This window comes from Allomesorhizobium camelthorni (assembly GCF_011045125.1).
Lineage (GTDB): Bacteria > Pseudomonadota > Alphaproteobacteria > Rhizobiales > Rhizobiaceae > Allomesorhizobium > Allomesorhizobium camelthorni.
Genome location: NZ_JAAKZF010000001.1, coordinates 264,725 through 290,414, shown reverse-complemented (window position 1 = coordinate 290,414; position 25,690 = coordinate 264,725). Strand labels below are relative to the sequence as shown.

25 protein-coding genes are annotated in these 25,690 nt (G+C 63.7%); 14 read left to right on the top strand and 11 right to left on the bottom strand.

The genetic code is table 11. The features are described from left to right. Window position 1 precedes the first annotated feature (1 nt). Genes sdhA through G6N73_RS01425 form a run of 3 tightly spaced genes read left to right on the top strand, consistent with a single transcriptional unit; the run spans window position 2 to window position 3,460 of the window. Window positions 2-1,849: a succinate dehydrogenase flavoprotein subunit gene (gene sdhA, locus G6N73_RS01435; protein WP_165022221.1), complete on the top strand. Its 1,848-nt coding sequence runs from the start codon at window positions 2-4 to the stop codon at window positions 1,847-1,849. 9 nt (window positions 1,850-1,858) lie between these two features. After that, entirely contained in the window at window positions 1,859-2,677 is an 819-nt protein-coding gene (locus tag G6N73_RS01430; RefSeq protein ID WP_165022218.1) for a glycosyltransferase family 25 protein, read from the top strand. Window positions 2,678-2,680: 3 nt separating this feature from the next. Beyond that, complete coding sequence (locus tag G6N73_RS01425) at window positions 2,681-3,460, top strand: succinate dehydrogenase iron-sulfur subunit (RefSeq protein WP_165022215.1); 780 nt, start codon at window positions 2,681-2,683, stop codon at window positions 3,458-3,460. A gap of 83 nt (window positions 3,461-3,543) precedes the next feature. Here G6N73_RS01425 and G6N73_RS01420 read toward each other — a convergent pair whose 3' ends face one another. Beyond that, on the bottom strand, window positions 3,544-4,080 hold the full coding sequence (locus G6N73_RS01420) for a DedA family protein (protein ID WP_165022212.1): 537 nt from the start codon (window positions 4,078-4,080) through the stop codon (window positions 3,544-3,546). A gap of 17 nt (window positions 4,081-4,097) precedes the next feature. Then, complete coding sequence (locus tag G6N73_RS01415; RefSeq protein ID WP_165022210.1) at window positions 4,098-4,838, bottom strand: GntR family transcriptional regulator; 741 nt, start codon at window positions 4,836-4,838, stop codon at window positions 4,098-4,100. 107 nt (window positions 4,839-4,945) lie between these two features. On the opposite strand from G6N73_RS01415, the gene G6N73_RS01410 reads away from it, so the two are divergent. After that, the gene (locus G6N73_RS01410) at window positions 4,946-6,478 is read left to right on the top strand and encodes a UxaA family hydrolase (protein ID WP_165022207.1); all 1,533 of its coding nucleotides are present in this window, start codon (window positions 4,946-4,948) and stop codon (window positions 6,476-6,478) included. Between the two features lie 9 nt (window positions 6,479-6,487). Here the strand turns inward: G6N73_RS01410 and G6N73_RS01405 are convergent, their stop codons facing one another. After that, window positions 6,488-7,378 carry a GntR family transcriptional regulator gene (locus tag G6N73_RS01405; RefSeq protein ID WP_165022205.1) on the bottom strand — a complete coding sequence of 297 codons (891 nt, stop codon included), beginning with the start codon at window positions 7,376-7,378 and terminating at the stop codon, window positions 6,488-6,490. A 160-nt stretch (window positions 7,379-7,538) separates the two neighbouring features. On the opposite strand from G6N73_RS01405, the gene G6N73_RS01400 reads away from it, so the two are divergent. Beyond that, window positions 7,539-8,525, top strand: a complete 987-nt coding sequence (locus G6N73_RS01400) for an aldo/keto reductase (protein WP_165022201.1) — start codon at window positions 7,539-7,541, stop codon at window positions 8,523-8,525. Window positions 8,526-8,624: 99 nt separating this feature from the next. Then, entirely contained in the window at window positions 8,625-9,233 is a 609-nt protein-coding gene (gene msrA / locus G6N73_RS01395; protein ID WP_165022198.1) for a peptide-methionine (S)-S-oxide reductase MsrA, read from the top strand. A 64-nt stretch (window positions 9,234-9,297) separates the two neighbouring features. Here msrA and G6N73_RS01390 read toward each other — a convergent pair whose 3' ends face one another. From G6N73_RS01390 to G6N73_RS01380, 3 genes are all read right to left on the bottom strand, one after another. Beyond that, window positions 9,298-9,723: an OsmC family protein gene (locus G6N73_RS01390; RefSeq protein ID WP_165022195.1), complete on the bottom strand. Its 426-nt coding sequence runs from the start codon at window positions 9,721-9,723 to the stop codon at window positions 9,298-9,300. 212 nt (window positions 9,724-9,935) lie between these two features. Beyond that, window positions 9,936-10,289 carry a nuclear transport factor 2 family protein gene (locus G6N73_RS01385; protein ID WP_165022193.1) on the bottom strand — a complete coding sequence of 118 codons (354 nt, stop codon included), beginning with the start codon at window positions 10,287-10,289 and terminating at the stop codon, window positions 9,936-9,938. A gap of 122 nt (window positions 10,290-10,411) precedes the next feature. Further along, on the bottom strand, window positions 10,412-11,656 hold the full coding sequence (locus G6N73_RS01380) for a ubiquinone biosynthesis hydroxylase (protein WP_165022191.1): 1,245 nt from the start codon (window positions 11,654-11,656) through the stop codon (window positions 10,412-10,414). A 92-nt stretch (window positions 11,657-11,748) separates the two neighbouring features. Between G6N73_RS01380 and tesB the strand changes: the two genes are divergently transcribed. The 7 genes from tesB to G6N73_RS01345 all read left to right on the top strand — a co-directional run bounded on the left by tesB (window position 11,749) and on the right by G6N73_RS01345 (window position 19,713). Continuing rightward, entirely contained in the window at window positions 11,749-12,624 is an 876-nt protein-coding gene (tesB, locus tag G6N73_RS01375; protein WP_165022188.1) for an acyl-CoA thioesterase II, read from the top strand. Between the two features lie 221 nt (window positions 12,625-12,845). Beyond that, window positions 12,846-13,184 (top strand): P-II family nitrogen regulator, encoded by a 339-nt coding sequence (locus tag G6N73_RS01370; RefSeq protein WP_165022185.1) that lies wholly within the window; start codon window positions 12,846-12,848, stop codon window positions 13,182-13,184. Between the two features lie 25 nt (window positions 13,185-13,209). Next, window positions 13,210-14,586, top strand: coding sequence for an ammonium transporter (locus G6N73_RS01365; protein ID WP_165022182.1), 1,377 nt, complete (start codon window positions 13,210-13,212; stop codon window positions 14,584-14,586). A gap of 229 nt (window positions 14,587-14,815) precedes the next feature. Then, window positions 14,816-15,100, top strand: a complete 285-nt coding sequence (locus tag G6N73_RS01360) for a YMGG-like glycine zipper-containing protein (protein ID WP_165022179.1) — start codon at window positions 14,816-14,818, stop codon at window positions 15,098-15,100. A 264-nt stretch (window positions 15,101-15,364) separates the two neighbouring features. Next, a complete protein-coding gene (locus G6N73_RS01355; RefSeq protein WP_165022176.1) occupies window positions 15,365-17,995 on the top strand; it encodes a DNA translocase FtsK in 2,631 nt (876 codons plus the stop codon). Between the two features lie 85 nt (window positions 17,996-18,080). Then, window positions 18,081-18,761 carry an outer membrane lipoprotein carrier protein LolA gene (locus G6N73_RS01350; RefSeq protein WP_165022781.1) on the top strand — a complete coding sequence of 227 codons (681 nt, stop codon included), beginning with the start codon at window positions 18,081-18,083 and terminating at the stop codon, window positions 18,759-18,761. Between the two features lie 145 nt (window positions 18,762-18,906). Beyond that, window positions 18,907-19,713: an exodeoxyribonuclease III gene (locus G6N73_RS01345; RefSeq protein ID WP_165022173.1), complete on the top strand. Its 807-nt coding sequence runs from the start codon at window positions 18,907-18,909 to the stop codon at window positions 19,711-19,713. 6 nt (window positions 19,714-19,719) lie between these two features. Here G6N73_RS01345 and G6N73_RS01340 read toward each other — a convergent pair whose 3' ends face one another. Both G6N73_RS01340 and G6N73_RS01335 read right to left on the bottom strand, forming a co-directional pair. Then, window positions 19,720-20,175 (bottom strand): cyclic nucleotide-binding domain-containing protein, encoded by a 456-nt coding sequence (locus G6N73_RS01340; protein WP_165022153.1) that lies wholly within the window; start codon window positions 20,173-20,175, stop codon window positions 19,720-19,722. Window positions 20,176-20,239: 64 nt separating this feature from the next. Continuing rightward, window positions 20,240-20,923, bottom strand: coding sequence for a response regulator transcription factor (locus tag G6N73_RS01335; RefSeq protein ID WP_165022150.1), 684 nt, complete (start codon window positions 20,921-20,923; stop codon window positions 20,240-20,242). A gap of 83 nt (window positions 20,924-21,006) precedes the next feature. Between G6N73_RS01335 and G6N73_RS01330 the strand changes: the two genes are divergently transcribed. Then, a complete protein-coding gene (locus G6N73_RS01330) occupies window positions 21,007-21,600 on the top strand; it encodes a L,D-transpeptidase family protein (RefSeq protein ID WP_165022147.1) in 594 nt (197 codons plus the stop codon). A gap of 18 nt (window positions 21,601-21,618) precedes the next feature. On the opposite strand, the gene G6N73_RS01325 is transcribed toward G6N73_RS01330, so the two are convergent. The 3 genes from G6N73_RS01325 to thiP all read right to left on the bottom strand — a co-directional run bounded on the left by G6N73_RS01325 (window position 21,619) and on the right by thiP (window position 25,623). Then, window positions 21,619-23,061, bottom strand: coding sequence for a M48 family metalloprotease (locus G6N73_RS01325; protein WP_206078610.1), 1,443 nt, complete (start codon window positions 23,059-23,061; stop codon window positions 21,619-21,621). A 184-nt stretch (window positions 23,062-23,245) separates the two neighbouring features. Next, window positions 23,246-24,004, bottom strand: coding sequence for a thiamine ABC transporter ATP-binding protein (thiQ, locus tag G6N73_RS01320; protein WP_165022144.1), 759 nt, complete (start codon window positions 24,002-24,004; stop codon window positions 23,246-23,248). Beyond that, window positions 24,001-25,623 (bottom strand): thiamine/thiamine pyrophosphate ABC transporter permease, encoded by a 1,623-nt coding sequence (thiP, locus tag G6N73_RS01315; protein ID WP_165022141.1) that lies wholly within the window; start codon window positions 25,621-25,623, stop codon window positions 24,001-24,003. Before thiP ends, thiQ begins: the two co-directional genes overlap by 4 nt. Window positions 25,624-25,690: the final 67 nt, after the last annotated feature.

The following is a 25,690-nucleotide window of genomic DNA, read 5'->3' as shown; positions in this document are numbered from 1 at the left end:
TGTGGCCAAGGAACGACCAGGCAACGGCGCGGCGTCAGCCGGCAAAGCTTACACTTTCGTCGACCACAAATTCGACGTTGTGGTGGTCGGCGCCGGCGGCGCCGGACTGCGCGCCACACTCGGCATGGCCGAGCAGGGGCTGAAGACCGCCTGCATCACCAAGGTTTTCCCGACGCGCTCGCACACGGTTGCCGCACAGGGCGGCATCGCCGCCTCGCTGTCCAATATGGGTCCGGACAGCTGGCAGTGGCACATGTACGACACCGTCAAGGGCTCAGACTGGCTCGGCGACGTGGACGCTATGGAGTACATGGTGCGCCAGGCGCCCGCCGCGGTCTATGAGCTCGAGCATTACGGCGTACCCTTCTCACGCACCGAAGAGGGGAAGATCTACCAGCGCCCGTTCGGCGGCCACATGATGAATTACGGCGATGGCCCGCCCGTTCAGCGCACCTGCGCCGCGGCCGACCGCACTGGCCACGCCATTTTGCACACGCTCTACGGCCAGTCGCTGAAGCACAATGCGCAGTTCTTCATCGAGTATTTCGCGCTCGACCTGATCATGTCCGACGACGGCGTCTGCACCGGCGTCGTCGCCTGGAACCTCGACGATGGCACCATCCACCGTTTCGCCGCCAAGATGGTGGTGCTGGCGACCGGCGGCTACGGCCGCGCCTATTTCTCGGCGACATCGGCCCACACCTGCACCGGCGATGGCGGCGGCATGATCGTGCGCGCTGGGCTGCCGCTGCAGGACATGGAATTCGTGCAGTTCCACCCGACCGGCATTTACGGCTCGGGCTGCCTGATCACTGAGGGCGCCCGCGGCGAAGGCGGCTATCTCGTCAATTCCGAGGGCGAGCGCTTCATGGAGCGCTACGCCCCGTCGGCCAAGGATCTCGCCTCGCGCGACGTGGTTTCGCGCTGCATGACCTTGGAAATCCGCGAAGGCCGCGGCGTCGGCAAGAACAAGGACCACATCTTCCTGCACCTCGACCACCTCGATCCGGCGGTCCTGCACGAGCGGCTGCCCGGCATTTCGGAATCGGCGAAGATTTTCGCCGGCGTCGACGTGACGCGCGAGCCGATCCCGGTGCTGCCGACCGTCCATTACAACATGGGCGGCATCCCGACCAATTATTGGGGCGAGGTGCTGCGGCCGACACCGGAAAATCCCGACGCCGTCGCGCCGGGGCTGATGGCGGTCGGCGAAGCGGGCTGCGCCTCGGTGCACGGCGCAAACCGGCTCGGCTCCAATTCGCTGATCGATCTCGTCGTGTTCGGCCGGGCGGCGGCGATCCGCGCTGGCCAGGTGGTCGACCGCACCGCGCCAATTCCGGCGATCAACGAGAAATCGGTCGACAAGATCATGTCGCGCTTCGACCGGATTCGCCATGCAAACGGGGGAACGCCCACCGCGTTCCTGCGCGAAAAGATGCAAAAGACCATGCAGGAAGACGCCGCCGTCTTCCGCACGCAGGAAACGCTCGAGCAGGGCTGCCGGCGCATATCTGCCATCTGGGCCGAACTGCCCGACCTCAAGGTCTTCGACCGCTCGATGATCTGGAATTCCGATCTGGTCGAGACGCTGGAGCTGGAGAACCTGATGGCCAATGCGCTCCCGACCGTCTACGGCGCCGAGGCCCGCAAGGAGAGCCGCGGGGCGCATGCGCGCGAGGATTTCTCCAGCCGCGACGACCTGAACTGGCGCAAGCATACGCTTTCCTGGGTCGACGAAGCCGGAAAAGTCACGCTCGGCTATCGTCCGGTACACACCGAAACGCTGCTCGCCGAAGACGAGGGCGGCATCAGCCTCGCCAAGATCGCGCCCAAGGCGCGGGTGTACTGAGGCCTCGCCATGGTGCCGGAAATCCTCGTCATCAATCTGGACAGAAGCCAGGACCGGCTTGAATTCATCGCATCGCAGATGCAGCGGCTCGGGCTGGTATTCACGCGGCTGAGGGCGACCGACGCCACGATGATAGGCGACGATGAATTCGACCGCCTCGGCGGCACCTATATGCGCCCGCTTTCGCGCACCGAGCTCGCCTGCCTGCACAGCCACAGCCGCGCCTGGCGGCACTGCGTCGACAACAACCGGCCGGTGCTGGTGCTGGAGGATGACGTCGTGCTCTCCGAAAAACTGCCGTCATGGCTGGCGGAACTGGACGACATCGACCTGCTCGACATCCTCAATCTCGAGACGCGTGGAGCGGAAAAGTGGGTTTCCCGGCGTCCGTTCTCCTCGGCGCCGAAAAGCGGGATCCGGCATTATCGGCTCTTCGTCGATCGCGGCGGATCGGGCGGATATCTGGTGCGTCCGGCAGCAGCGCATCGGCTCCTCCAGAGGGCGAAGCATTACGCCGCGCCGTCCGACGCATTCCTCAATTTCGCCGGCATCCCGCGTCTTCAGGCCGAGCCGGGGCTCGCCACGCCGCTTTATGCTTCGGCAGGCGCGCAGGACGGGTTTCGCGGCGCGTTCAAAACGACGATATCGCAGCCTAGCAAGCAGTCACGGCTCGATGCATTCGTGCGGCGGCCGCAATTCAAGCTGCGGCGGCTGGCGGGGCATTTCGCCATGACGGCGCGTAAACTCGGGACGTTGCCCCGCGGCGTCAAACGTCCCATCGCGGTCTGCCCGACCATTCTCGATCATGCAGCCAAGCGGAGCGCCTGAGCCATGGTAGAACTCACTTTGCCCAAGAACTCGAAGATCCGCATGGGCAAGACCTGGCCCAAGCCGGAAGGCGCCACCAATCTGCGCGAATACCGGATCTACCGCTGGTCCCCGGACGACGGCGAGAACCCGTGCCTCGACACCTATTTCGTCGATCTCGACGATTGCGGGCCGATGGTGCTGGATGCGCTTTTGTGGATCAAGAACAAGGTCGACCCGACGCTGACGCTCCGGCGCTCCTGCCGCGAAGGCATTTGCGGCTCTTGCGCCATGAACATAGACGGCGGCAATACGCTCGCCTGCACCAAGGGCATGGACGACATTTCGGGCGCGGTGAAGGTCTATCCGCTGCCGCACATGCCGGTGGTGAAAGATCTGGTCCCGGACTTGACTGTCCCCTACGCGCAGCTCACCTCGATCGACCCGTTCCTGAAGACGGTTTCGCCCGAGCCGGCCAAGGAATGGCCGCAGAGCTACGAGGACCGGCAGAAGCTCGACGGGCTCTACGAGTGCATATTGTGTTTCTGTTGCCAGACCTCGTGCCCAAGCTACTGGTGGAACGGCGAGCGCTATCTCGGCCCGGCGGTGCTGCTGCAGGCCTATCGCTGGCTGATCGATAGCAGGGACGAGGCGGCGGGCGAACGGCTCGACAATCTCGAGGACCCGTTCAGGCTCTATCGCTGCCATACGATCATGAACTGCACGCAGGCCTGTCCGAAAGGCCTCAACCCGGCCAAGGCGATCGCCGAAATCAAGAAGATGATGGTGGAGCGGCGCGTCTAGCGATCGATTTTTTTTTGCGCGCCTGCGGCGACGCGGCGCCCGAAATCAAGAAGATGATCGTCGAGCGGCGCGTCTGAGGACCGTCAAAGTTTCTGCAATATGCCATGCAGATTGAACGCCTCGCCGAGATAGTAGGGTCCGAAGCACCAGACGGCCGACCATAGCGCCGCGCCGAGGACGTTTGCGGCGACAAAGCTGCGCCAGGGCATCGCCACCGAGCCTGCTACCAAGCCGTTGAGCTGACGCAGCAGCACCACGAAGCGTGCGCCGACGACAATGATGGCGCCCCTTTTGCGGAACAGTTCTTCCAAATCGGACAGGCGTTCGGGCGTGAGCCTGATCACCCAGCCATAGCGCTGCAGCAGGGGGCGCCCGCCGATCCTGCCGATCGCATAGCCGGTGCAGTCGCCGAGGACCGCGGCTGCCCAGACCGCCATAAACATCTGGACGATCGAAAAATCCTCCCCGCTGGCGGCCATTACCGAGGACGCGATCAGCGCGCTCTCGCCGGGCAGCGGCGCTCCGAGCGATTCCAGGTAAATGATGACGAACAGGGCCGCGACGCCGTACTGGGAGACGTAGGGTTCGACAAACGAAGCAGCCTCGCGAAGAAATTCCATTGCCCCCTCGCCGTCTTCTAGACCTGGAGCGGGTCAGTGGTCGGCTCCCGGTCGGCGAAGACTTCGGGCTGCGCGACGGCAAAGGCTTCGAGTTCCATCATGACGGAATCGATGTGAGCGGCCATCGCCGCCCGCGCCGCTTCGGGCTCGGCTTTGCGCAGCGCCTCGACGATGGCGCAATGCTCCGCGAAGGTCAAAGCGTGGCGGCGCGGCGTGCCGAGCAACCGCCGCACCCTGTCGAGCGCCAGGCGCGCACGCTCGACGGTCGCGCGCATCCGGGGAAAGCCCACGGCGCTGATCAGAAGGTCGTGGAATTCGAGATCGAGGCGGTGGAAGCCAGGCCGGTCGCCGGCTTCCATCGCCGACTTCTGGAAACGCAGGTTCTTGTCCACCTCTGCCAGCAGCGCGGCATCGTTGCGGGTAGCCAGCAGCGCAAGCGCCTCGCCTTCGAGGGCGCGGCGCAGGAACATGTTTTCGCGAGCGTCGGCGAGCCGAATCAGCGAAACGGTGGAGCCGCTCTGCGGCCTTATGTCGACCAGGCCCTCGGCCTTCAGCCGGGTGAATGCTTCAGCCACCGGAAATCGCGAGACACCGAACCGGGCGGTCAGCACCGCCTTGTCGAGTGTTGCGCCCGGCGGAATCTCCAGCGTGACGATTGCTTCCCTCAGCGCCTCGACGACGCGTTCGGTCGCGCTGCCGTCGATGCGCCGCGTGCTATTGGCGGGGCCGCCTGCCTCGATTTTCGAACCGATGTTCATGACGGTCGCGTGTTTCTCCTTGCGAAATGTACTGACATGTTAGTATGCTTGGCGTGCTGATCGCGTCAACTCGGGATTTGCGCTTTCTCAATTACCGGAACGGGATCATGAATTCACAGCAGGCAATCGCCAGGACGCTGAGGCTGAGCAGCGAAGACAATGTCATCGTGGCAGCCGAAAAGATCGAGAAGGAGCTTCCGATCGCGGCCGGCTTGATGACGAGGCAGCGCATTCCCTTCGGCCACAAGATAGCTGCGCGCGTGATCGCCAAGGGCGAGCCGATCGTAAAATTCGGCCAGATCATAGGCTTCGCCAGTTGCCCGATCGCGGCCGGAGACTGGATTCACGAACACAATGTCGAGATGCATGATTTCGAGCGCGACTATCAGTACGCCATGGGCGCGCGTCCGGAAAACGTGCTGCCGGTCGAGGAGCAGGCGACTTTCGAGGGTTTTCGCCGCGCCAACGGCCGGGTCGGAACCCGAAATTATATCGGCATCCTGACCAGCGTGAACTGTTCGGCGTCGGTTGCGCGCTTCATGGCCGAGGCAGCGACGCGGTCCGGCCTCCTCGAAGAGTTCGGCAATGTCGACGGCGTGGTCTCCTTCACCCATGGTACCGGCTGCGGTATGGCCGGCAGCGGCGAGGGATTCGAAATCCTCAAGCGCACCCAATGGGGCTATTCGGCAAACCCCAACCTCGGCGCTGTCCTGCTGGTCGGGCTCGGCTGCGAAGTGTTCCAGATCGGCCGCATGAAGCAGCTCTACGGCATCGAGGAAAGCGAAACCTTCCGCACTATGACCATCCAGGACACGGGCGGAACGCGCAAATCGATCGAGCAGGGGCTTGAGCGCATCAAGGAGATGCTTCCTGTCGTCAACCGGGCGAAGCGCCAGACGGCGCCCGCATCCGAGATCACGCTGGCGCTGCAGTGCGGCGGTTCCGACGGCTATTCCGGCATCACCGCCAACCCGGCGCTTGGTGTCGCGGCCGACATACTGGTGAAGAACGGCGGCACCGCGATCCTCTCGGAGACGCCGGAAATCTATGGTGCCGAGCACCTTCTGACCCGCCGGGCAAAGAACCGGGAAGTCGGCGAAAAGCTCATCGAGCGCATCCATTGGTGGGAAGCCTATACGGAGCGCAACGGCGGCGAGATGAACAACAACCCCTCGCCCGGCAACAAGGCCGGCGGGCTGACCACGATCCTGGAGAAGTCGCTCGGCGCGGCAGCCAAAGGCGGCTCGACCACGCTCAACGCGGTCTACGAATATGCCGAGCCGGTGACCGAGAAGGGTTTTGTCTTCATGGACACGCCCGGCTACGATCCGGTGTCGGCGACCGGCCAGGTCGCGGGCGGCGCCAACATGCTCTGCTTCACCACGGGCCGCGGCTCGGCCTATGGCTGCAAGCCGGTGCCATCGATCAAGCTGGCGACCAACACGCCGATGTATGAGCGCATGGTCGAGGACATGGACATCAATTGCGGCGATATCCTCGGCGGCGTCACGGTCGAGGACAAGGGCCGGGAGATTTTCGACGAGATTCTCGCCGTCGCTTCCGGCAAGCGCAGCAAATCCGAACAACTCGGCTATGGCGACAATGAGTTCGTGCCCTGGCAGGTCGGCGCGGTGATGTAGCGCCAGCTGCTAAGCCCAGCCCTCCGGGATGGATTGCAGCAGCGTTTCGCGCGCGGACTGCAGATGGCGACGGCAGGCCTTCTCGACTTCGGCCAGGTCGCCGGATTTCAGCGCGGCGATGTAGTTCAGGTGCTCGGTGGCGGCGATCGCGTTGCGCTGCGCCTCGTTCGTCTTGTTCCACTGATAGTGATAGTGGAAGATCATCGCGATCACGTCGTAGAAATCGACGATGAACCGGTTGTGCGATGCCTTGTGGATGAGCCGGTGGAAGCGCTCGTCCATCTCGGAAAATTCGGCGTAGCGGGTCGCCACCGCGTCGAGAAAATCGCGATGCTCGCGCTCCATAGCGTCGAGATCGGCCCAGACCGGATTGCCGTGCTCGATCGCGGTGAAGGCGGCCGCCGAACGTAGCTCGAACATTTCGCGGATTTCGGTGAGTTCGAGCGCGAAAGCCCGCGTAAAACCCTTCAGCACCCAATGGCTGTTCGGGCGCTTCTCGATCAGGCCGAAGCGGCTGAAGCGGATCAGGAACTCCCTGACGCTGGTGGTGCCGACGCCTATCTCGCGCGCCAATTCTAGCTCGTTGATCTGCATGCCGGCCTTGGCGCCGCCGGCCAGCAGCTTGCGCATGAAGCTGCGCTCGATGATTTCCGACAGTGAATCCGTCTCTTCGTCGGGGAAAAAATCGCCGGGCGTGGGATCGCGCAGCACGATTTTGCTGCGCTTGTCCCATTCGAGCAGGCCGCGCTCCTGCATTCTGGCCAGAATGGTACGGACGGTGGTGCGGCTGACGCCGAGCGTCGTTCCCAGTTCGGGCTCGGAAGCCAGGCTGCCGCCGGCCTCGATCAGGCGCAGGCAGCGATTGTAGGCGTCCTTGTAGACGGTATTCTGCTTAGACATTCCAAGCCCTGGTCCAGCGCCGCCCAAGTCGGCTGACGATCATTCGGGCCGTCAAAACCGGTTGACGCTCAAATGTCTTTTGACGATAAAAAGACATTTCCGGCGATTGTCCAGTGACAGATCGCTGTCGGACCCCACGCCCGGCGCGCAAGGATGACGAATGAATAAGAGGCGCATCGGGCAGACCAGGCTTGAAACGACCGAGATCGGCTTTGGCGGGGCGTCGCTCGGCGGCCTCTACCGCTCCTGCCCGCGCGAGACGGCGATGCAGACGCTGCAAAGCGCCTGGGACGCCGGCATCCGCTATTTTGACACGGCGCCGTTCTACGGCTTCGGCCTGTCGGAGCGGCGCTTCGGCGACTTTCTGCGCGACAAACCCCGCGATGATTACGTGCTCTCGACGAAAGTCGGGCGGCTGCTGCGGCCGGTGCCAGAGGCCGAGATCCCGGACCACAGCTATGTCGATCCGCTGCCCTTCGCCGTCGATTACGATTACAGCTATGACGGCATCATGCGGTCGGTGGACTTCAGCTATGCCAGGCTCGGCCTGAACAGGATCGACATACTGTTCGTCCACGATATCGGCGTCTACACGCATGGCGTGGAGAAAACGAAACTCCACTTCCGCCAACTGATGGATTCGGGACTGAAGGCGCTCGACGAGCTGAAATCGTCGGGCGTGATCGCCGCCTATGGGCTGGGCGTCAACGAAGTGCAGATCTGCCTCGACGTGATGCGGCAGGCTCCGCTCGACTGCATCCTTCTCGCCGGACGATACTCGCTGCTCGACCGTTCGGCGGAACCCGAACTGCTGGCGCTTTGCGAGAAGCAGAAGACGTCGCTGGTGATAGGCGGGGCGTTCAACTCCGGAATATTGGCGACCGGGCCGGTGGCGGGTGCGAATTTCGACTACGGCCCGGCCTCTCCAGACATTCTGGCGCGCGTCGCCGGCATGCAGCGGGTCGCGGAAGCCAGGGGCATCCCGCTGGCCGCCGCCGCGCTGGCGTTTCCACTGCGCAATCCGGTCGTTGCGACCATGCTCCTCGGCACCGCCTCGCCGGCAACCCTCAAGCGCAATCTCGATCTATTGGCGATAGCGGTTCCGGAGGCCGCCTTTGCGGAGTTCGAGCCTTACACAATCCGCTGAAAACCGGTCGACCTAACGATCACGCAGGATTGTTGCGGCTTGACTTTGAGACGTTGCAGGGATGCGCTACCTCTTCCAGCGAAGAGGAGACCCCCGCAGATGTTTTCCAGATCGCTCAGCGCCGCCTTGCTCGCCCTTGCCGCCGGCCTGTCCATGCCGGCGCTTGCCGTCTCGGCTGAAACGCAGACCGCCATCTTCGCCGGCGGCTGCTTCTGGTGCGTCGAGAGCGATTTCGACTACGTGCCGGGCGTGATCTCGACGACTTCGGGTTATTCGGGTGGAACGCTGCAAAATCCCACCTACCAGAATCACGAAGGCCACCGCGAAGTGGTGAAGATCGAGTTCGATCCGGCCAGGACGGACTTCGGAAAGCTCGTGGACGTGTTTTTCCGTTCGGTCGATCCGACCGACGATGGCGGCCAGTTCTGCGATCGCGGCCACGCCTACACCACCGCCATCTATGTGGCCGACAAGGCGCAGAAAGCCGCGGCCGATAAATCCAAGGCGGAAGCCGAAGCCGCGCTCGGCCGGCCCATCGTGACGCCGATCGAGGCGGCCGGCGCCTTCTGGCAGGCCGAAGGCTATCACCTCGATTATTACAAGAAGAACCCGCTCCGCTACAAATACTACCGCAACGCCTGCGGCCGCGATGCGCGCCTCGAAGAGCTTTGGGGCCAGGCCGCGCATCAGGGTATTGCGAGCCACTGACGCGCAAGGACGGAAAGAGAACGGGCGCTCGAATGGAGCGCCCGTGTTCATTTGTATCGATGGCTCAGCCGAGGCGGGCGTCCAACGAGATCTTGATAGCGCCGAGCGCCTTGGAAACTGGGCATTCCGCCTTGGCTTTTTCCGCCAGTTCCTTGAATTTCGCCTCGTCGATGCCGGGCACGGCGCCGACCAGCGTCAGCGCGCTGCCGGTGATGCCGGTACCGGGAATCAATGTCACCACCGCCTTGGCGTCGAGCTTTTCGGCGGGGGTGCCGTTTTCGGCGAGGAAGTGCGAAAGCTGCATGGCGTAGCAGCCGGCATGAGCGGCGGCGATCAGTTCTTCCGGATTGGTGCCCGACTTGCCGCTCTCGTCCTCGAACCGGCCCTTGAACGAATAGGGCAGCTTTGCGATCGCGCCGCTCTGGCTGTCCAGTGTGCCGGAACCATCTTTCAGAGCGCCTTTCCAGACGGCTGTTGCGTGTCGATCCATCGAATTCTCCTTGGGCTGAGTTGGGGCGGCGCCGCGGCCACGAGAGCAAATATAGCGTTTGGCTTCACGCAAGCTACAAGCGCGCTGCAATTTTCTAGGAAAGATGTGCAGGCGCCTGAGCCCGCTCGACCCCGATAGCACAGATGGCAAAGCCCGCCGCTCCAGCCTCCCGGAGCGGCGGGCTCGACTCTTAACGATTCGTCTATCCGCCCCTAGTAGTAGAAGCGCTCTTCGGTAATCTTGCCGCCTTTGACCGTATACAGGCCGACCTCATCCATCATGACACGCTCACCGGTCGCTTTGGGCGTAATGTCGTACTTGAAACGGAGGGCGAATTGATCGCCGTTGACGAAGGGGCCGTCGATCGAACCGCCGTGAACTTCGTGGTTGGCACGCCACCAATCGCCCTTCTGCTTCACGGCCTCTTTGCCGTGGCAGACAGCCATTGGCCCCTCCATGGCTTCATAGCTGACGATGTCGTCGGCATTGTACTTCGCAGCGGCGGCTTCGTCGTTGCCCTGCTTGAGAAGCTCGGTGAATTCCTTGGCAAGCTCTGCGGTGGTCATCGGCGTTTCTCCTCTGTTGAGACAAACTCCAACTACAGAACCCCATTCTAGTTCGCCACCGCCCCTGCGGTAAGTACCTGACAGCCCAGTGTCAGGATACATTTCGCTCCGGCCGCTCGCAGTCAGATGGGTTCGCCCCGGAGCAGCCTAGGCATGGCGCCCGACAGGCCGGAGGCCTGGCGGATGAAGAACCCCTTGATCACCGGCATGCGGTCGACCAGCCCGAGACCAATGTCGCGGATGGTCCGCAGCGGTGCGAAGTCGTTGGAGAACAGCCGGTTCAAGACGTCGGTGGTGATGCCCATCTGCACCGTATCGAAACGCCGCCAGCGCTCATAGCGCTGCAAGACGTCGAGCGCGCCGATGTCCTGCCCCAGACGGTCGGCCTCGACGACGGTTTCTGCGAGCGCCGCCGCATCCTTGAAGCCGAGGTTGAGCCCCTGCCCGGCGATCGGATGGATGCCGTGCGCGGCGTCCCCGCAGAGCGCGAAACGCGGCTTCACGAAGGCTCGCGCCAGGGTCAGGCCGAGCGGCCAGGCGCGGGGCTTGTCCTCGACGCGGATTTCGCCGAGCTTGAGGCCGAAACGCTGCTCCAACTCGATCTCGAAGACCAATTCGTCGCCATTGACGAGCTTTTCGGCGTCCTCCGTCCGCTCGGTCCATACGATCGACGAGCGGTTGCCCATCAAGGGCAGGATGGCGAAGGGGCCGGCCGGCAGGAAATGTTCCTCGGCGCGGCCATTGTGCGGCCGTTCATGCGCCACCGTGCAAACAATGCCGGACTGCCCGTACTCCCATTTCACCGTCTTGATGCCGGCCATGTCGCGCAGCCGCGAATTGACGCCATCGGCTGCGACCAGCAGCCGTGCCTCGAGCGTGATGCCGTCCGCAAGGTGCACCAGCACATTGGCGATGCCGGTCTCGAAGGCGCGGACGGCCACGCCCTCGATGACGTCGATGCCGAGTTCGGCGACCCGCCGGCGAAGCGCGCCGTTGAGCGTCTTGTTCGTGACCATGTGCGCGAAAGGCTCGCCCGATGCCGCCTCGCCGCCGAAGGTCAGGAACACCGGGCGTACCGGGTCGCTGGTGCGCGAATCGGTCACGACCATGTCGTTGATGGGCTGGGCCTGCAGCTCTATCTCGTCCCAGCATCCGAGCCGGGAGAGCATTCGGCAGGCGGCGGCGGCAATCGCCGAGGCTCGGCCGTCCTTTTCCCAGACGCCTTCGGGCGCGGCGTCGACCACCGCGATCGCCAGATTCGGTCTCGCCTGCTTCATGGAGACCGCCGCGGCCAACCCGACATAGCCCGCTCCGGCCACCAGTACGTCGAGGGGAGGCCGCACTTCTGCCGGTCTTTTGTATGGCATCCTCACATTCCTCCGTGTTCCGGGCCGGCTTGACTTGCTCCGCCGTTCCTGTTCGAACCCGGGCAGTTCCACGCGGTTCCAAAAGGCCTGAAATGTCGGCGGCCATGCAAGAGCTTCTGTCCATTCTCGACCTCGAGAAGCTCGAACACAACCTCTATCGTGGTCGCAGTCCCAAGCTCGACTGGCAAAGGGTGTTCGGCGGCCAGACCATCGCGCAGGCGCTGGTTGCGGCCCAGCGGACGGTCAATCCCGACCGCCACGTCCATTCGCTGCACGGCTATTTCATGCGTCCCGGCGACACCAAGGTGCCCATCATCTACGAGGTGGACCGCATCCGCGATGGCGGCAGCTTCACCACGCGCAGGGTAGTGGCCATCCAGCACGGCCACGCTATCTTCTCGCTCGAGGCGTCGTTCCAGGGCGAAGAGCACGGCCTGGAGCACCAGGTCCCGATGCCGCTCGACGTGCCGGCGCCCGACGCCCTGATGACGCAGCAGGAACTCATCGGCAAATACGGCGACGCCGTGCCGGAGGGCATCAAGCGCTACTGGGAGCGCGATCGGCCCATCGACATGAAACCGGTCATGCTCAAGCACTATACCAGCCGCGAGAAGCTCGCCCCGGAACAGAATATCTGGATCCGCACCGCCGGGCCGGTGCCGGCGGACAGGGCTACGCAGGCCGCGGTGCTCGCCTATCTCTCCGACATGACCCTGCTAGACACCTCCACCTTCGCGCATGGGCGGGCGGTGTTCGACCCGGACATCCAGGCTGCGAGCCTCGACCATGCGATGTGGTTCCATCGTCCGCACCGGCTCGACGACTGGATTCTCTACACCCAGGACAGCCCTTCGTCGCAGGGTTCGCGCGGCTTTACCCGCGGCGCGCTTTATGGGCGAGACGGCACGCTGATCGCCTCCGTCGCCCAGGAGGGACTGATAAGATTGAGGCATCAGCCCGCCGAATAGGCAATTTTTAAAAATTGCCTATTCTTTGAGCAGCCGATTTGACGCGTCTGCTTACCGCGCAGTCCCTCAATCCCCCTTATCCTTTGATTTCCAAACGGTTAACGCGGTCCCGCGCCAACTGGCACGGAGCTTGAATTGCGCTCAATACTCATCGGCTGCCTCTGGCGGCTCGGCGATGTCGCGCAATTGCGGGGATCCGCATCAGCAAAGGGTGAAACCTTATGAAAATCGTGATGGCAATCATCAAGCCGTTCAAGCTCGACGAGGTGCGCGAAGCGCTCACCGCCGTCGGGATTCAGGGCCTGACTGTCACCGAAGTCAAAGGCTACGGGCGTCAGAAGGGGCATACTGAAATCTATCGCGGGGCCGAATACGCAGTCAGCTTCCTGCCGAAGATCAAGATCGAAGTCGCGGTCGCAACCGATCTTGTCGACAAGGCCGTCGAAGCGATCACCGCCGCGGCCAAGACCGGGCAGATCGGCGACGGAAAAATCTTCGTCTTCTCGATCGATCATGCCGTGCGCATCCGCACCGGCGAAACAGACACCGACGCGCTTTGAGCCGCCAGCAGTCAGGGAGACACCAATGAAAATTTCAGAGAATCTTGCGCCGCTGGCGCGCACTGCCGCGCTCGGCGCACTAGCGCTGACGGCATTCGGCACACTTGCCGCCTTCGCCCAGGAAACAGCGCCTGCCGCGGCCGATGCGGCCGCAGCCGCCGCGCCCGTGCCCGACAAGGGCGACACGGCCTGGATGATGCTATCGACCATCCTCGTCCTGTTCATGATCCTTCCGGGCCTCGCTCTGTTCTACGGCGGCCTGGTCCGCGCCAAGAACATGCTTTCCGTGCTCATGCAGTGCACGATGATCGTGGCCGTCGTCATGATCGTCTGGGTTCTCTATGGCTATTCCTTCGCCTTCGGCGGCGGCACCAGCCCCTACTGGGGCGGCCTTGGCAAGGTGTTCCTGGCTGGCGTGACGCCCGACAGCACCGCCGCTACCTTCTCGGAAGGCGTCGTCATCCCCGAATTCGTGTTCATCTGTTTCCAGATGACGTTTGCTTGCATTACGCCGGCGCTTATCATCGGCGCCTTCGCCGAGCGCATCAAATTCTCGGCGGTTCTGCTCTTCGTCGTGCTCTGGGTGACGTTCGTCTACTTCCCGATCGCCCATATGGTGTGGGATGCGAGCGGACTTCTGTTCGGCTGGGGCGCGCTCGATTTCGCCGGCGGCACGGTCGTGCACATCAATGCCGGCATAGCGGCCCTGATCGGCTCGATCATGGTCGGCAAGCGCAGCGGCTACGGACGCGACAACATGGCGCCGCATTCGATGACGCTTACCATGGTCGGAGCCTCGATCCTGTGGGTCGGCTGGTTCGGCTTCAACGCCGGCTCCAACCTCGAAGCCACTGGCGGCGCGGCGCTTGCAATGATCAACACCTTCACCGCCACTGCCGGCGCAATCATAGCCTGGGTGGGCATCGAATCGCTGGCCCGCGGCAAGGCCTCCATGCTCGGCGCGGCGTCCGGCATGATCGCCGGCCTGGTCGCGGTCACGCCCGCCGCCGGCCTGATTGGCCCGGTTGGCGCGATCGTGCTCGGCGCCATAGCCAGCGCGTTCTGCTACTACTTCGTCACGGTGGTGAAGATCAAAGCCGGCTATGACGACTCGCTCGACGTGTTCGGCATCCACGGCATCGGCGGCATCGTCGGCGCGATCGGAACCGGCGTCTTTGCGTCGGCCTCGCTCGGCGGCATCGGCTATGCCGAAGGCGTGACCATGGGCGGACAGGTCTGGACCCAGATCCTGGCCGTGCTGGTCACCATCGTCTGGTGCGGCGTGGTCTCGGCGATCCTCTACAAGCTCGTCGACGCGATCGTCGGCCTGCGCCCGACCGTCGAAGCCGAATCGCAGGGCCTCGACCTCACCTCGCATGGCGAGGTCGCCTACCACAGCTGATCGCTATCGGGCCTAGTCCCGGTAGCAGCAGAAATCCCGTCGGGTGGCAAAAGTCTCCCGCACCTGAACCCGGCTCCGGCCGGGTTCTTTTTGTCTCCCGGTGCACTCGAAATGTGCCATGCCCCGCAGCTCCAAGGCCACGAGGAGCGATCGTCAACACGAGGTTGACGCTGGACGCCGATTGTCGAAATATCCCCGGCGAGGGCGGGCATATTCGAGGAGCAGCATCATGAGATCTCGCAAGCTTGCTATCGTCGCCTCCACCCTTCTGGCGATGTCCCTCGCCGCTTGCGCAACGAGCGAACAGGAACAGCGCGCCGGAACCGGCGCGTTGGTTGGCGCCGGTGTCGGCGCTCTCGCCGGCCAGGCCATCGGCGGCAATACCAAGTCCACCGTCGTGGGCGCCGGCGCCGGCGCACTTCTGGGAGCGGCCGTCGGTACAGCGACCACTCCACGTCCGCAGTATTGCCAATACCGGCGTTCGGACGGCTCGATCTACACCGCGCGTTGCTAGACGCCTGACCTGCCGGGCGGATCGGACGCAGCATGTTCGGCCGCCAAGCCGCCCTTTCAGTAAGAAGAACCATCAAGCCGCCATCAGCGGCTTGATGAAAATGCGCCGTTTTTCGTGGCGGAAGCGCGGGCGCGCCGCAGAGGCATGCGCCCCAGGGACAAAATGCATGGTTAATGCGGCCTTAACCTTCCCACCGATAGGCTGGAAGCCGAATCTGCCCGAGGTTTGTTATCGGGCGACATTTATTGCGGACGGGGAACGGGAATGCGTTCAGCCACACAATTCGCGCTGACCGATACGGGGCACGGCTTTCAGGCATTCGCGCGCCGGCAGGTCGGCCGTGCGGTCGGCCTGGCGCTTTTCGCCTTCGTCGTCTTCGGCCTTGCCAGCCTCGGGACGTGGAATGTCGCCGATCCGAGTTTCAGCCATGCCACCGCAAATCCGGTGACCAATGCGATGGGCTATCCCGGCGCCGTCTTTTCCGACCTGGCCATGCAGTTCTACGGCCTGTCTTCGGTCGCCGCGCTGGTCCCGGCGGTGATCTGGGGGTTCTTTTTCGCCACGGCGCGCGGCGTCGACAGGATGCCGCGGCGGGCGCTGGCCTGGTTCGGCGCTTCGCTGCTGTTGGCCGCGATCGCCGGCTGCGTGGTGGCGCCGCCGACCTGGCCGCTGCCCTCCGGATTGGGCGGCGTGTTCGGCGACATGGTGCTGAAGCTGCCGTCGCTCGCGACTGGCGGCTATCCGACGGGCTGGGTCGCCAGCCTGCTGGTGATGGGCTTTGCCGGCCCCGCCGTCTGGCTCTCGGCATACGGTTCGGGGCTGCTGTCGCGCCGGAACGGCTTCGCGCCGATGGACCAGGCCCCGCTCCGCGAAGAGCGCGAGCTGGACAATCTGGCTCTCGGCAACGACGACGACGATGACGACGAAGGCATCCTCGCCCTCGGCGCCATCACCCATTGGTGGCTTTCGATCCGGGCGTACTTTCGCCGCCGGGCAGCAAATCGCCGCAGACGCGATGACGGATTCGACGATGAAATTCGCCCGCAGAGTGGCTGGCGGCGCGCTGCCGAGCGCGTCGAGTTTGCCGAGATGGCCGAAGCCAGGGTCAGCGCCAAGGGCCGTGCGCGGGTCGAGCCTGAATTCTTCGCCGCCATGGTGTCCGACGGGCGCGCGCCTTCCATCGACCCGGATGGTGACGAGGTCGCGGATTTCTCGCTCGATATGGACGAAGGGCACACCGGCAGCCCGCAGGTGCAGAATTTCCGCTCGCCTTCGCCGGTTCGGGTGGAAGGTCCCGCTCCGCGTCCGGCGCCGGGCGCGCGGGTGCAGCGCGAGGCGCAGGCTTCGCTGATCGGTTCCTCCAAATTCGAGATGCCGACGCTGCATTTCCTGAGCGAGCCGAAGAACGTGGTGCGCGACGCTTCGCTGTCGAAAGACGCGCTGGAGCAGAATGCAAGGCTGCTTGAAGGCGTGCTGGAGGATTTCGGCGTCAAGGGCGAGATCATCCATGTCCGCCCGGGTCCGGTGGTGACGCTCTACGAACTGGAGCCGGCGCCGGGCATCAAATCGTCGCGCGTCATCGGCCTTGCCGACGACATCGCTCGTTCCATGAGCGCGATCGCCGCTCGCGTCGCCGTCGTGCCTGGGCGCAACGCCATCGGCATCGAACTGCCCAACGCCAAGCGCGAAACGGTTTATCTGCGCGAAATCCTGGCCAGCCGCGATTTCGAGACGACCAAGGCCAAGCTCGCGCTGGCGCTCGGCAAGACGATCAATGGCGAGGCGGTGATCGTCGATATCGCCAAGATGCCGCACGTGCTCGTCGCCGGCACCACCGGCTCGGGCAAATCGGTGGCGATCAACACGATGATCCTGTCGCTGCTCTACCGCATGACGCCGCAGGAATGCCGGCTGATCATGATCGATCCGAAGATGCTGGAATTGTCCGTCTATGACGGCGTCCCGCACCTGCTGACGCCCGTCGTAACCGACCCGAAGAAAGCGGTTGTGGCGCTGAAATGGACGGTGCGGGAAATGGAGGACCGCTACCGCAAGATGTCCAAGGTCGGCGTGCGCAACATTGACGGCTTCAACCAGCGCGTGGCCATGGCCGAGAAGAAGGGCGAACGCATCTCGCGCACGGTCCAGACCGGCTTCGACAAGCAGACCGGCGAGGCGATCTACGAAACGGAAAATCTCGATCTCGAGCCGATGCCCTTCATCGTCGTCATCATCGACGAGATGGCCGACCTGATGATGGTCGCCGGCAAGGACATCGAAGGCGCGGTGCAACGGCTCGCACAGATGGCGCGCGCGGCCGGTATCCATGTCATCATGGCGACGCAGCGCCCCTCCGTCGACGTCATCACCGGCACGATCAAGGCCAATTTCCCGACCCGCATCTCGTTCCAGGTCACCTCCAAGATCGACAGCCGCACCATCCTGGGCGAGCAGGGCGCCGAGCAACTGCTCGGCATGGGCGACATGCTCTACATGGCCGGCGGCGGGCGCATCCAGCGCGTGCACGGGCCTTTCGTTTCGGACGACGAGGTCGAGAAGGTGGTCGCCCACCTCAAGCTGCAGGGCGTGCCCGAATATCTGGACGCGATCACCGAGGACGACGACGAGGACGACGAGGACGGCGGTTCGCGCTCGGGCGGCGGTGGTTCCGGCGGCGGCAATTTCGAGGATTCCGATGATCCTTACGATCAGGCGGTCTCGGTGGTGCTGCGCGACGGCAAGGCCTCTACGAGCTATATCCAGCGCCGGCTCGGCATCGGCTATAACCGCGCCGCCTCGATCATTGAGAAGATGGAGAGGGAAGGCATCGTCGGCCCGGCCAACCACGCCGGAAAGCGTGAAATCCTGGTGCCGACCGAGGAGGACAAGTTCTAGCAGCTCTTGCCGCCGCCAAACTTAAGCCCAACTAACTCAATATCGACAGGCGCAAGTTTTGATGAACGCGAAAGTGACCACCGTCATGACAAACGAGACCCCGAATCCGACCCGCGGCTCCGCCACGCGACGTGCATTTCTTGGCCTGGCCCTCATAGCCGCGGGCGGCTTCGCCCTCCAGTCGGCGGCCCTTGTCGCCCCAGCCCATGCCGCGGCCTCCGAAGCGGCGCAGAAGATCGCCGACCACTTTGCCAGTGTCCGCACCATGACCGGCGAATTCGTGCAGTTCGGGCCGCGCGGCGAACAGACCGGCGGCAAGTTCTACATCGAACGTCCCGGCAAGATCCGCTTCAATTATGACGGTTCATCCGGCTTCAAGGTGATCTCCGACGGCCAGTCCGTCGTGCTCGACAACAAGAAGATGAACACGATGGACCTCTATCCGCTGTCGAAGACGCCGCTGAAGCTGCTGCTTGACGAGCGCATCGACCTGTCCGGCAACAAGGTCCGGAGCGTGAAGGAGGAGGACGACCTGACGACGATCCAGCTCGCCGACAAATCGGTTTTCGGCAATTCGCGCATCACCATGATGTTCGATCCGAAATCCTACGATTTGCGCCAGTGGACCATTACCGACGCCCAGGGCAAGGACACGACGGTGATGATCTTCAACGTGCGGCAGGGCGTGAAGATCGATCAGAATCTGTTCAAGATCGACTACAAACGCAATATCGACCTGAACAAGAACAAGAATTCCAGCCGCTAGCAAGTTGCTGGCCTGCGTCCGCGAGAGTCCCGGGCGGCTTTAGCTGTGGAAAGGCGCGGCAGCGCCCGCTTGCCCGGGCCGCCTGCTTGTAATCCGAGCGCCGCGCTGCCAGTTTCCGGACCTTGTTTCTCGTCCGGATATCCTCATGACATTCACCATCGCCACCTGGAACATCAATTCCGTACGGCTGCGCATGCCGATCGTGGAGCGGCTTCTGCTCGAGCGCGCGCCCGATATTCTGTGTCTCCAGGAAACGAAATGTCCCGACGATCTGTTTCCTTTCGCCGCTTTTCGCAAGCTCGGCTATGAGCACATCTCGATCAGCGGCCAGAAGGGCTATCATGGTGTGGCGACAATCGCGCGCCGGCCGATCGAAACAATTGAGAAGCGCGATTTCTGCCTGAAGGGCGACTGCCGGCATCTTTCGGTGCGTATTGGAGCGGGCGGAAAATCGCTGCTGGTGCACAATTTCTACGTTCCGGCCGGAGGCGACGAACCCGATCCGGAGATCAACTGGAAGTTCCGCCACAAGCTTGATTTCGTATCCGAAATGAATGCGATCCGCGCCGAATATAATGAGCTTTCGGGGTCGATTCTGGTTGGTGATTTGAACATCGCGCCTCTGGAACACGATGTCTGGTCGCACAAGCAGCTTCTCAATGTCGTCAGCCATACGCCTGTGGAGACTGAGAGCTTCGAAGCCATGCGCAAGGCCGGCGACTGGGTAGACCTGACGCGGCTCAATGTGCCGCTCGACCAGAAGCTCTATACCTGGTGGAGCTATCGCGCCCAGGATTGGGAGCTCTCCGACCGCGGACGCCGCCTCGACCATGTCTGGTCGTCGTCGAACCTGACGGAAAGTCTCTCTAGTGTCGAGATCCTGCGCGAGGCGCGCGGATGGGACCGGCCATCCGACCATGTGCCGGTTATCGCGCGTTTCGATCTCGATTGAGAGACTTTAGTTCTCGAAACGCGCTGCGACGGCTTCGATACGGCGGACGAGCGCCTGCAGATCGTCGACGATGCGCTGGCGCAGCGTGATTGCGAGCTCGGGGTACTCTTCCAGGATGCGGTGGAACATCTTCCGGTTCAGCCGCAGGATTTCGGCATCAGTCGCAGCCGCAGCGCTTGTGAGCCGTCTGGTGTCGGCGATCAGGGCCAGTTCGCCCAGCATTGCCCCGGCTTCGGCCGTGCCGACGGGAATGCGCTGGTCGCCCTGTTCGCGAAACAGGCTTATCGTCCCCTTGATCACGACATAGGCGGAATCGGCCTCGTCGTCTTCGCGATAGAGCTTCCTGTCAGCCGCAAGATGCATGGTTTCGGCGCCGAAGGCGAGCAGACGCAGCTGTTCCTGGCTGAAGCCCTCAAAAAGCCTCACGCCGGACAGGATGCGAATTTCGTCATCCAGCGCCATTGTGTCCCCGATTCACGGCGCTGATCCCTCCCTCCTTCGGCAGCCCCCACCGCCGAAGAACCGGTTACGGAACCAGCTTGTATCCGCCGCTTTCTGTCACAAGAATTTCTGCATTGGAAGGATCGCGCTCGATCTTCTGGCGAAGCCGGTAAACGTGCGTTTCCAGAGTGTGCGTGGTGACGCCGGAATTGTAGCCCCAGACTTCCTCGAGAAGGATGTCGCGGGTCACCACCTTCTGGTCGGCGCGATAGAGATATTTGATGATCGAAGCTTCCTTTTCAGTAAGCCTCACCTTTGCCCCACGCTGGTCGATCAGCAGCTTCTGGCTGGGCTTGAACGTATAGGGACCGACCGAAAAGGTAGCGTCCTCGCTCTGCTCGTGCTGGCGCAACTGGGCGCGGATGCGGGCGAGCAGGACGGCGAAGCGAAACGGCTTCGTCACGTAATCATTGGCGCCCGCCTCGAGACCAAGAATGGTGTCGGAATCGGTGTCGTGGGCAGTCAGCATGATGATGGGGGCCTTGTAACCGCCCTTGCGCAGAAGTTTGACGGCTTCGCGACCGTCCATGTCCGGCAGGCCCACATCCATTACCAGGAGATCGATGAGCCCTGCGCGGGCCACCGCAACGCCCTTGGCCGCGGTGGCTTCCTGCAGGACGTCGAATTCCTCGTAGAGAGACAGTTGTTCGACAAGTGTGGCGCGCAGGTCTTCATCGTCGTCAACGATCAGGATAGTTCGGGATGTCATGTATCAATCCGTTGTTTCTAAAAGAAATTCTGTTGACCGTTCATCGTTTATGCGGAACGTGGCCGTCGGAACAGCCAATCACGGTGATTTGCTTCGCAATGCGATCATACTCTAAAAAACGTGAACGCAATGGGGCCGGGGCAAAATTGCGGGGCGGCCTTTTGGCGCTGACCGTGCGGGCGAAGCCGGGCGACCGCTGCAAAGGGCTCCTGAATGCCGGCGGCACGGTGTTTCCGTGCGCTATCGGCCGCGGCGGCATATCCTCGCGCAAGCACGAAGGCGATGGCGCGACCCCGCTGGCGCGCATGCGCATTCTTTCCGGCTACTTCCGCCGCGACCGGTTTGCGCCCGGGAATTCTCGGCTGGCCATGACCCCGATCGATGCGTCGCTCGGCTGGTGCGAGGTTCCGGACGACCGCAACTACAACCGCCCGGTGAAGCTGCCTTATGCCGCCAGCCACGAACACATGCTGCGCGAAGACAGGCTCTACGATGTCTGCATCGTGCTCGACTGGAACATCGCACCGCGCCGGCGCGGACGCGGCAGCGCCATCTTCTTCCATCTCGCAAGGCCGGGATTCACACCGACGCAAGGCTGCGTCGCGGTTACGGCCAAGGTGATGGCCCGGCTGTTGCCCGCTCTTTCGAACCGGACGGTGCTGACCGTTACGCGATAGTGCGCCCTGGCGAAGGCCCTAACGATCCGAGACGATCTTGACCTTGTCGCCGGCAGACACCGTCGCCCCCGGCGACAACGCGTTGAGCAGCCGGAACAGTTCCAGCTTCTTGTCGACCCCGGCCATCTGGGCGGAAAGCGAGCCGACCGTGTCGCCGGGCCTGACAGTGACGACGCGGATGCGCAGCGGCTTGAGCGCTGCCTTTTCGCTGGCGCTCAGCGCCTTGAAGCTGCCGCTCACCGCCCGCGCGACCGGGTCGAGCGAGGTGTTGGCCAAGGGCGCGGCCGTAAGCAGCCGATAGACCTGGCCGCCGGCGCGGATGACCGTGATATCGAACTGCCAGCCTTCGGCGCGGGCGCTGGCTACCGCCGCCTGGTTGCCGTTGATGGTCACGGCGCGCACGCTGGCCTCGTCCAGGCCGGCGACCCAGCCGCTGCGGACGTAGTCGGTGAGCGATACGTTGGCGTCGATCGAGACTCCGTCGAAGCGGATCGCCATGTCGCTCGGGCCGGTGGCGGTGACCGCCGCGGCCGAATTGTCAATGACGAAACCGGCCGGCACCGAGAACGAGACGCCGAGCCCTGGATGCATGAATGTGTTACCGCGCACATAGCCTTCTTCCGGCGTATCACCGAACAGCAGCCCGTCAATGCCGGCCAGGAAGGAATCGCGGTCGGTCACGCCGGTACCCTGCGTGCCGAACTGGCGGGCATGCCGCTGGGCGAGTTCGATGCGCTGCGGCGCATTCGGATGGCTGGCGAGGAAGTCGAGGTTCGGATCGCTGGCGCCGCTGACGCTGCGCATCTCGCTGTAGGCAGCCATCGACTGCAGGAAACGGCCCGCAGCGAACGGATCGAAGCCGGCCTGCCCGCTGGCCCTGATGCCGATGGCGTCGGCTTCCAGCTCCTGGTTGCGCGAGAACTGCGCCAGGCGAAGCTTGCCGCGGATCAGCGCCACCTTGGCGTTCGGGTTTTCGCCGAGAACATCGGTGACCACCTTGGTCGCCAGCACCTCCTCTGCCTCCTTCTGCTGGCGCTGCAGCCCGTGATTTGCGGTGACATGGCCCATCTCGTGCGCGATGACGGCGGCAAGCTCGGCCGAATCATTGGCCAGCGCCAGCAGCCCGCGCGTCACATAGAGATAACCGCCCGGCAGCGCGAAGGCGTTGACGTTCGGCGAGTTGAGGATAGTGATGCGGTAAGCCTGGGTCGGGTTGCCGGAAACCGTGGTCAGATTGCCAACCACCTTGGCCACCATGCGCTCCAGCTTGGGATCGGAATATTCGCCGCCATAGGTGGCGAGAATGCGCGGGTGCTGGGATCGCGCGAGTTCGGCCAGCCTGTCGTTGCGCGAGACATTGTCGACCGTGACAGGATTGTTGGAGGGCTGGAAGGCGGATTCCTTGATGTCGGGCGTCATCGACTGGCAGCCCGCGACCAGCGCGGCCAACGCCACCGCCATGCCGAAGCGCGCAGTGATGCGCGCCGGCTTAGGCGAGATCGCTTCCGTGGTCTGGCAAGTCGGCAGAACGTGTTCCTTTCTCGCGGCAATCCGGAGCATGATGACTGATCAACGTTACACGGAACCGAACAAGAACCGCATATGCAAATCACGCAGGAAAGTTCAAGCGCGGTTTGCCTGCAAATTATGTCGTCTTCCGGGCGATTTCGGGTGGGAGAGCCACCTTCTGTTCCGTACCGATATAACGCCTGAACGCCGCAGGTCCATCCGGCTCGAAGAAAAACTCCGTCTCGCCGCTGGCAGCGACGGTTCCATTGTCGAGGAAAATCATGCGTTGCGCCACGCGGCGCGCGTCCTCCGGCCGGTGGGTGACGAGAACCACGGTCATTTTGCGTTCTTCATGCACGCCCTGGACAAGATCGAGCATGTCGTCGCGCAGCGCCGGGCCGAGCGCCGCGAACGGCTCGTCCAGCAGCAGGACGGGGCGGTCGCGCACCAGGACGCGGGCTAGCGCCACGCGCTGGCGCTCGCCGCCGGAAAGCTCGCGCGGCAGGCGCTTCTCCTTGCCGGCAAGCCCGGTTCGGTCGAGCGCGCCGGCAACCGCTTCGCGATCCTCCGCCGCCAGCCTGAGCGCCGGCGAGCGGCCGAGCCCGACATTCTGCTCGACGCTCAAATGGGCAAACAGATTGTTTTCCTGGAATACCATCGACACCGGCCGTGCGGCGGGTTCAAGACGAGTGACATCCATTCCGCTGATCAGGATGCGGCCAGCCTGCGGCGTCTCGAAGCCGGCAATCAGATTGAGCAGCGTCGATTTCCCGGAACCACTGGGGCCCATCACCGCAGTGATGGCGGACGCTTCGATCGCGGCGTCGAAATTCATCGCCGCCTCGCCATAGCTGAAGGCGACATGGTCGAGCCGGATTGCAGCGCCTGTGGTCATCGCGGGAGAAAATCCTTTCCGAGCCGGTCGGCGAGCATCATCAGCGCCAGGCAGAGCAGGCCGAGCAGCAGGGCAAGCCCGGCGGCGTCGTCGGTGCGGTAGCTGCCCATGCGCGCCAGAAGCAGGTAGGGCAGGGTTTGCACAGCATCGCTGCCGAACAGCGCTATCACGCCGAGATCGCCGAGCGACAGGGCCATGGCGAAGGCGAGCGCGGTCATCAGCGGCCGCCGCAGCACCGGCCATTCCACCAGCCGGAGCCGGTTCCAGCCGCTTATGCCGAGTTGCGCGCACAGGCGCTCATGGCGTTCGCTCGCCGCATCGTGGGCCGGACGGATGGCGCGGATGGCGAAGGGCATCGCCATCACGGCATTGACGGTCACGACCATGACGGGCGCCACGGCGAAGACATCGCCGAAATGACGCAAGAGCACGAACCATCCGGCGCCGATGACGATCGGCGGCACGACGAGGACGAAACCTGCGCCCGTGTCGACCACGCTTTCCAGCAGTGTCTGGTGTTGCTTTCCGCGCCGGAGCGCCAGCGCCCGCCGCGCCATGACCAGCGACAGCGCCAGCGCCGCCGACAGAAGCGCCGCAAGCGAGGCGAGCACGATGCTGGTTCCCGTCGCCTGCCGCACGGCGGTTTCGCCGGCGAGACGGAGAAGCTCGGCGTCGAGCCCGGCAATGACCGTCGCCAGCATCGGGCCGGCGACGAACAGCAGCGCGAGTGCGAGGAGCACGGAATTGAACGCTGTCTCCTGCTTGCTCGCGGAGACGAAGCGGCGCGGCGCGACCGACAGATTGGCGTCTCCGGCAAGATTGGCGCCGAGCCGCATCAGCGCGGCAACCACCGCCATGGTCAGCGCGATCTGCAGCACTGTAAGCGCGACGGCGCGCGCGGGATCGAAGTCGAAGCGCAGCGACTGGTAGATCGCCACTTCGAGCGTGGTGGCGCGCGGCCCGCCGCCCAGCGTCAGGACGATGGTGAAAGAGGTGATGCAGAGCATGAAGACCAGCCCTGCGATGCCCGGAAGGCTGGCGCGCATCGCCGGCCATTCGATCAGACGAAAGGCGGATCTTGCGCCCATGCCGAGCTGGCTGGCGAGCCGCCACTGGTCGGCGGGCACGATGTCGAGCGCTTCGAGAAAAAACCGCGTCGCCAGCGGCAGGTTGAAGAAGACATGCGCGACGAGGATGCCCGACAGGCCGTAAATGCCCGGCCAGCTCTGGCCAGAGATGCTACCGAAGAGGTCTGCGAAATAGCCGGCTCGGCCGTAGAGCGCCAGCACGCCGAGCGCGGCGACGATGGCCGGCAGCGCCAGCGGCACTGCAAAGAGGCGGAGGATCAGGGCGCGGCCCGGGAAGTTTGGATGGCGCGATAAAGCGCGGGCGACGAAGATCGCCGGAATGACGGACAGCGCGGTCGACAGCAATGCCTGCCAGAGCGTGAAGCGCACGACGCGGAACAGGTAGGGATCGAACGCGGCGAGCGCGCCGGAAGTGTCCTGCACGCCCTCGACAACCAGTCCAGCAAACGCGCCGCCGATCAGGGTTGTGATCGCCGCCAGTGCAAGGATGCCGGCGGCGATGCGGGGGTTGGTCGAACGGGAGGTGCCCATCCTGCTCTAGGCGTTCTGGGGGTATCGTGTGGCACAGCACGAAATAGCGTAGTGCTCTACGTTGCCC

Bases quoted from the DNA above. Each gene is read 5' to 3' on its own strand.
- msrA (WP_165022198.1), top strand. From the start codon at position 8,625: ATGTTTTCCAGATCGCTCAGCGCCGCCTTGCTCGCCCTTGCCGCCGGC.
- G6N73_RS01405 (WP_165022205.1), bottom strand. From the start codon at position 7,378: ATGTCTAAGCAGAATACCGTCTACAAGGACGCCTACAATCGCTGCCTG.
- G6N73_RS01325 (WP_206078610.1), bottom strand. From the start codon at position 23,061: ATGGCGGTGGCGTTGGCCGCGCTGGTCGCGGGCTGCCAGTCGATGACG.
- G6N73_RS01365 (WP_165022182.1), top strand. From the start codon at position 13,210: ATGAAAATTTCAGAGAATCTTGCGCCGCTGGCGCGCACTGCCGCGCTC.
- G6N73_RS01400 (WP_165022201.1), top strand. From the start codon at position 7,539: ATGAATAAGAGGCGCATCGGGCAGACCAGGCTTGAAACGACCGAGATC.
- G6N73_RS01420 (WP_165022212.1), bottom strand. From the start codon at position 4,080: ATGGAATTTCTTCGCGAGGCTGCTTCGTTTGTCGAACCCTACGTCTCC.
- G6N73_RS01390 (WP_165022195.1), bottom strand. From the start codon at position 9,723: ATGGATCGACACGCAACAGCCGTCTGGAAAGGCGCTCTGAAAGATGGT.
- G6N73_RS01415 (WP_165022210.1), bottom strand. From the start codon at position 4,838: ATGAACATCGGTTCGAAAATCGAGGCAGGCGGCCCCGCCAATAGCACG.
- thiQ (WP_165022144.1), bottom strand. From the start codon at position 24,004: ATGACCACAGGCGCTGCAATCCGGCTCGACCATGTCGCCTTCAGCTAT.
- G6N73_RS01335 (WP_165022150.1), bottom strand. From the start codon at position 20,923: ATGACATCCCGAACTATCCTGATCGTTGACGACGATGAAGACCTGCGC.
- G6N73_RS01410 (WP_165022207.1), top strand. From the start codon at position 4,946: ATGAATTCACAGCAGGCAATCGCCAGGACGCTGAGGCTGAGCAGCGAA.
- G6N73_RS01355 (WP_165022176.1), top strand. From the start codon at position 15,365: ATGCGTTCAGCCACACAATTCGCGCTGACCGATACGGGGCACGGCTTT.
- G6N73_RS01370 (WP_165022185.1), top strand. From the start codon at position 12,846: ATGAAAATCGTGATGGCAATCATCAAGCCGTTCAAGCTCGACGAGGTG.
- thiP (WP_165022141.1), bottom strand. From the start codon at position 25,623: ATGGGCACCTCCCGTTCGACCAACCCCCGCATCGCCGCCGGCATCCTT.
- G6N73_RS01350 (WP_165022781.1), top strand. From the start codon at position 18,081: ATGACAAACGAGACCCCGAATCCGACCCGCGGCTCCGCCACGCGACGT.
- G6N73_RS01360 (WP_165022179.1), top strand. From the start codon at position 14,816: ATGAGATCTCGCAAGCTTGCTATCGTCGCCTCCACCCTTCTGGCGATG.
- G6N73_RS01430 (WP_165022218.1), top strand. From the start codon at position 1,859: ATGGTGCCGGAAATCCTCGTCATCAATCTGGACAGAAGCCAGGACCGG.
- G6N73_RS01380 (WP_165022191.1), bottom strand. From the start codon at position 11,656: ATGCCATACAAAAGACCGGCAGAAGTGCGGCCTCCCCTCGACGTACTG.
- G6N73_RS01425 (WP_165022215.1), top strand. From the start codon at position 2,681: ATGGTAGAACTCACTTTGCCCAAGAACTCGAAGATCCGCATGGGCAAG.
- G6N73_RS01385 (WP_165022193.1), bottom strand. From the start codon at position 10,289: ATGACCACCGCAGAGCTTGCCAAGGAATTCACCGAGCTTCTCAAGCAG.
- tesB (WP_165022188.1), top strand. From the start codon at position 11,749: ATGTCGGCGGCCATGCAAGAGCTTCTGTCCATTCTCGACCTCGAGAAG.
- G6N73_RS01340 (WP_165022153.1), bottom strand. From the start codon at position 20,175: ATGGCGCTGGATGACGAAATTCGCATCCTGTCCGGCGTGAGGCTTTTT.
- G6N73_RS01345 (WP_165022173.1), top strand. From the start codon at position 18,907: ATGACATTCACCATCGCCACCTGGAACATCAATTCCGTACGGCTGCGC.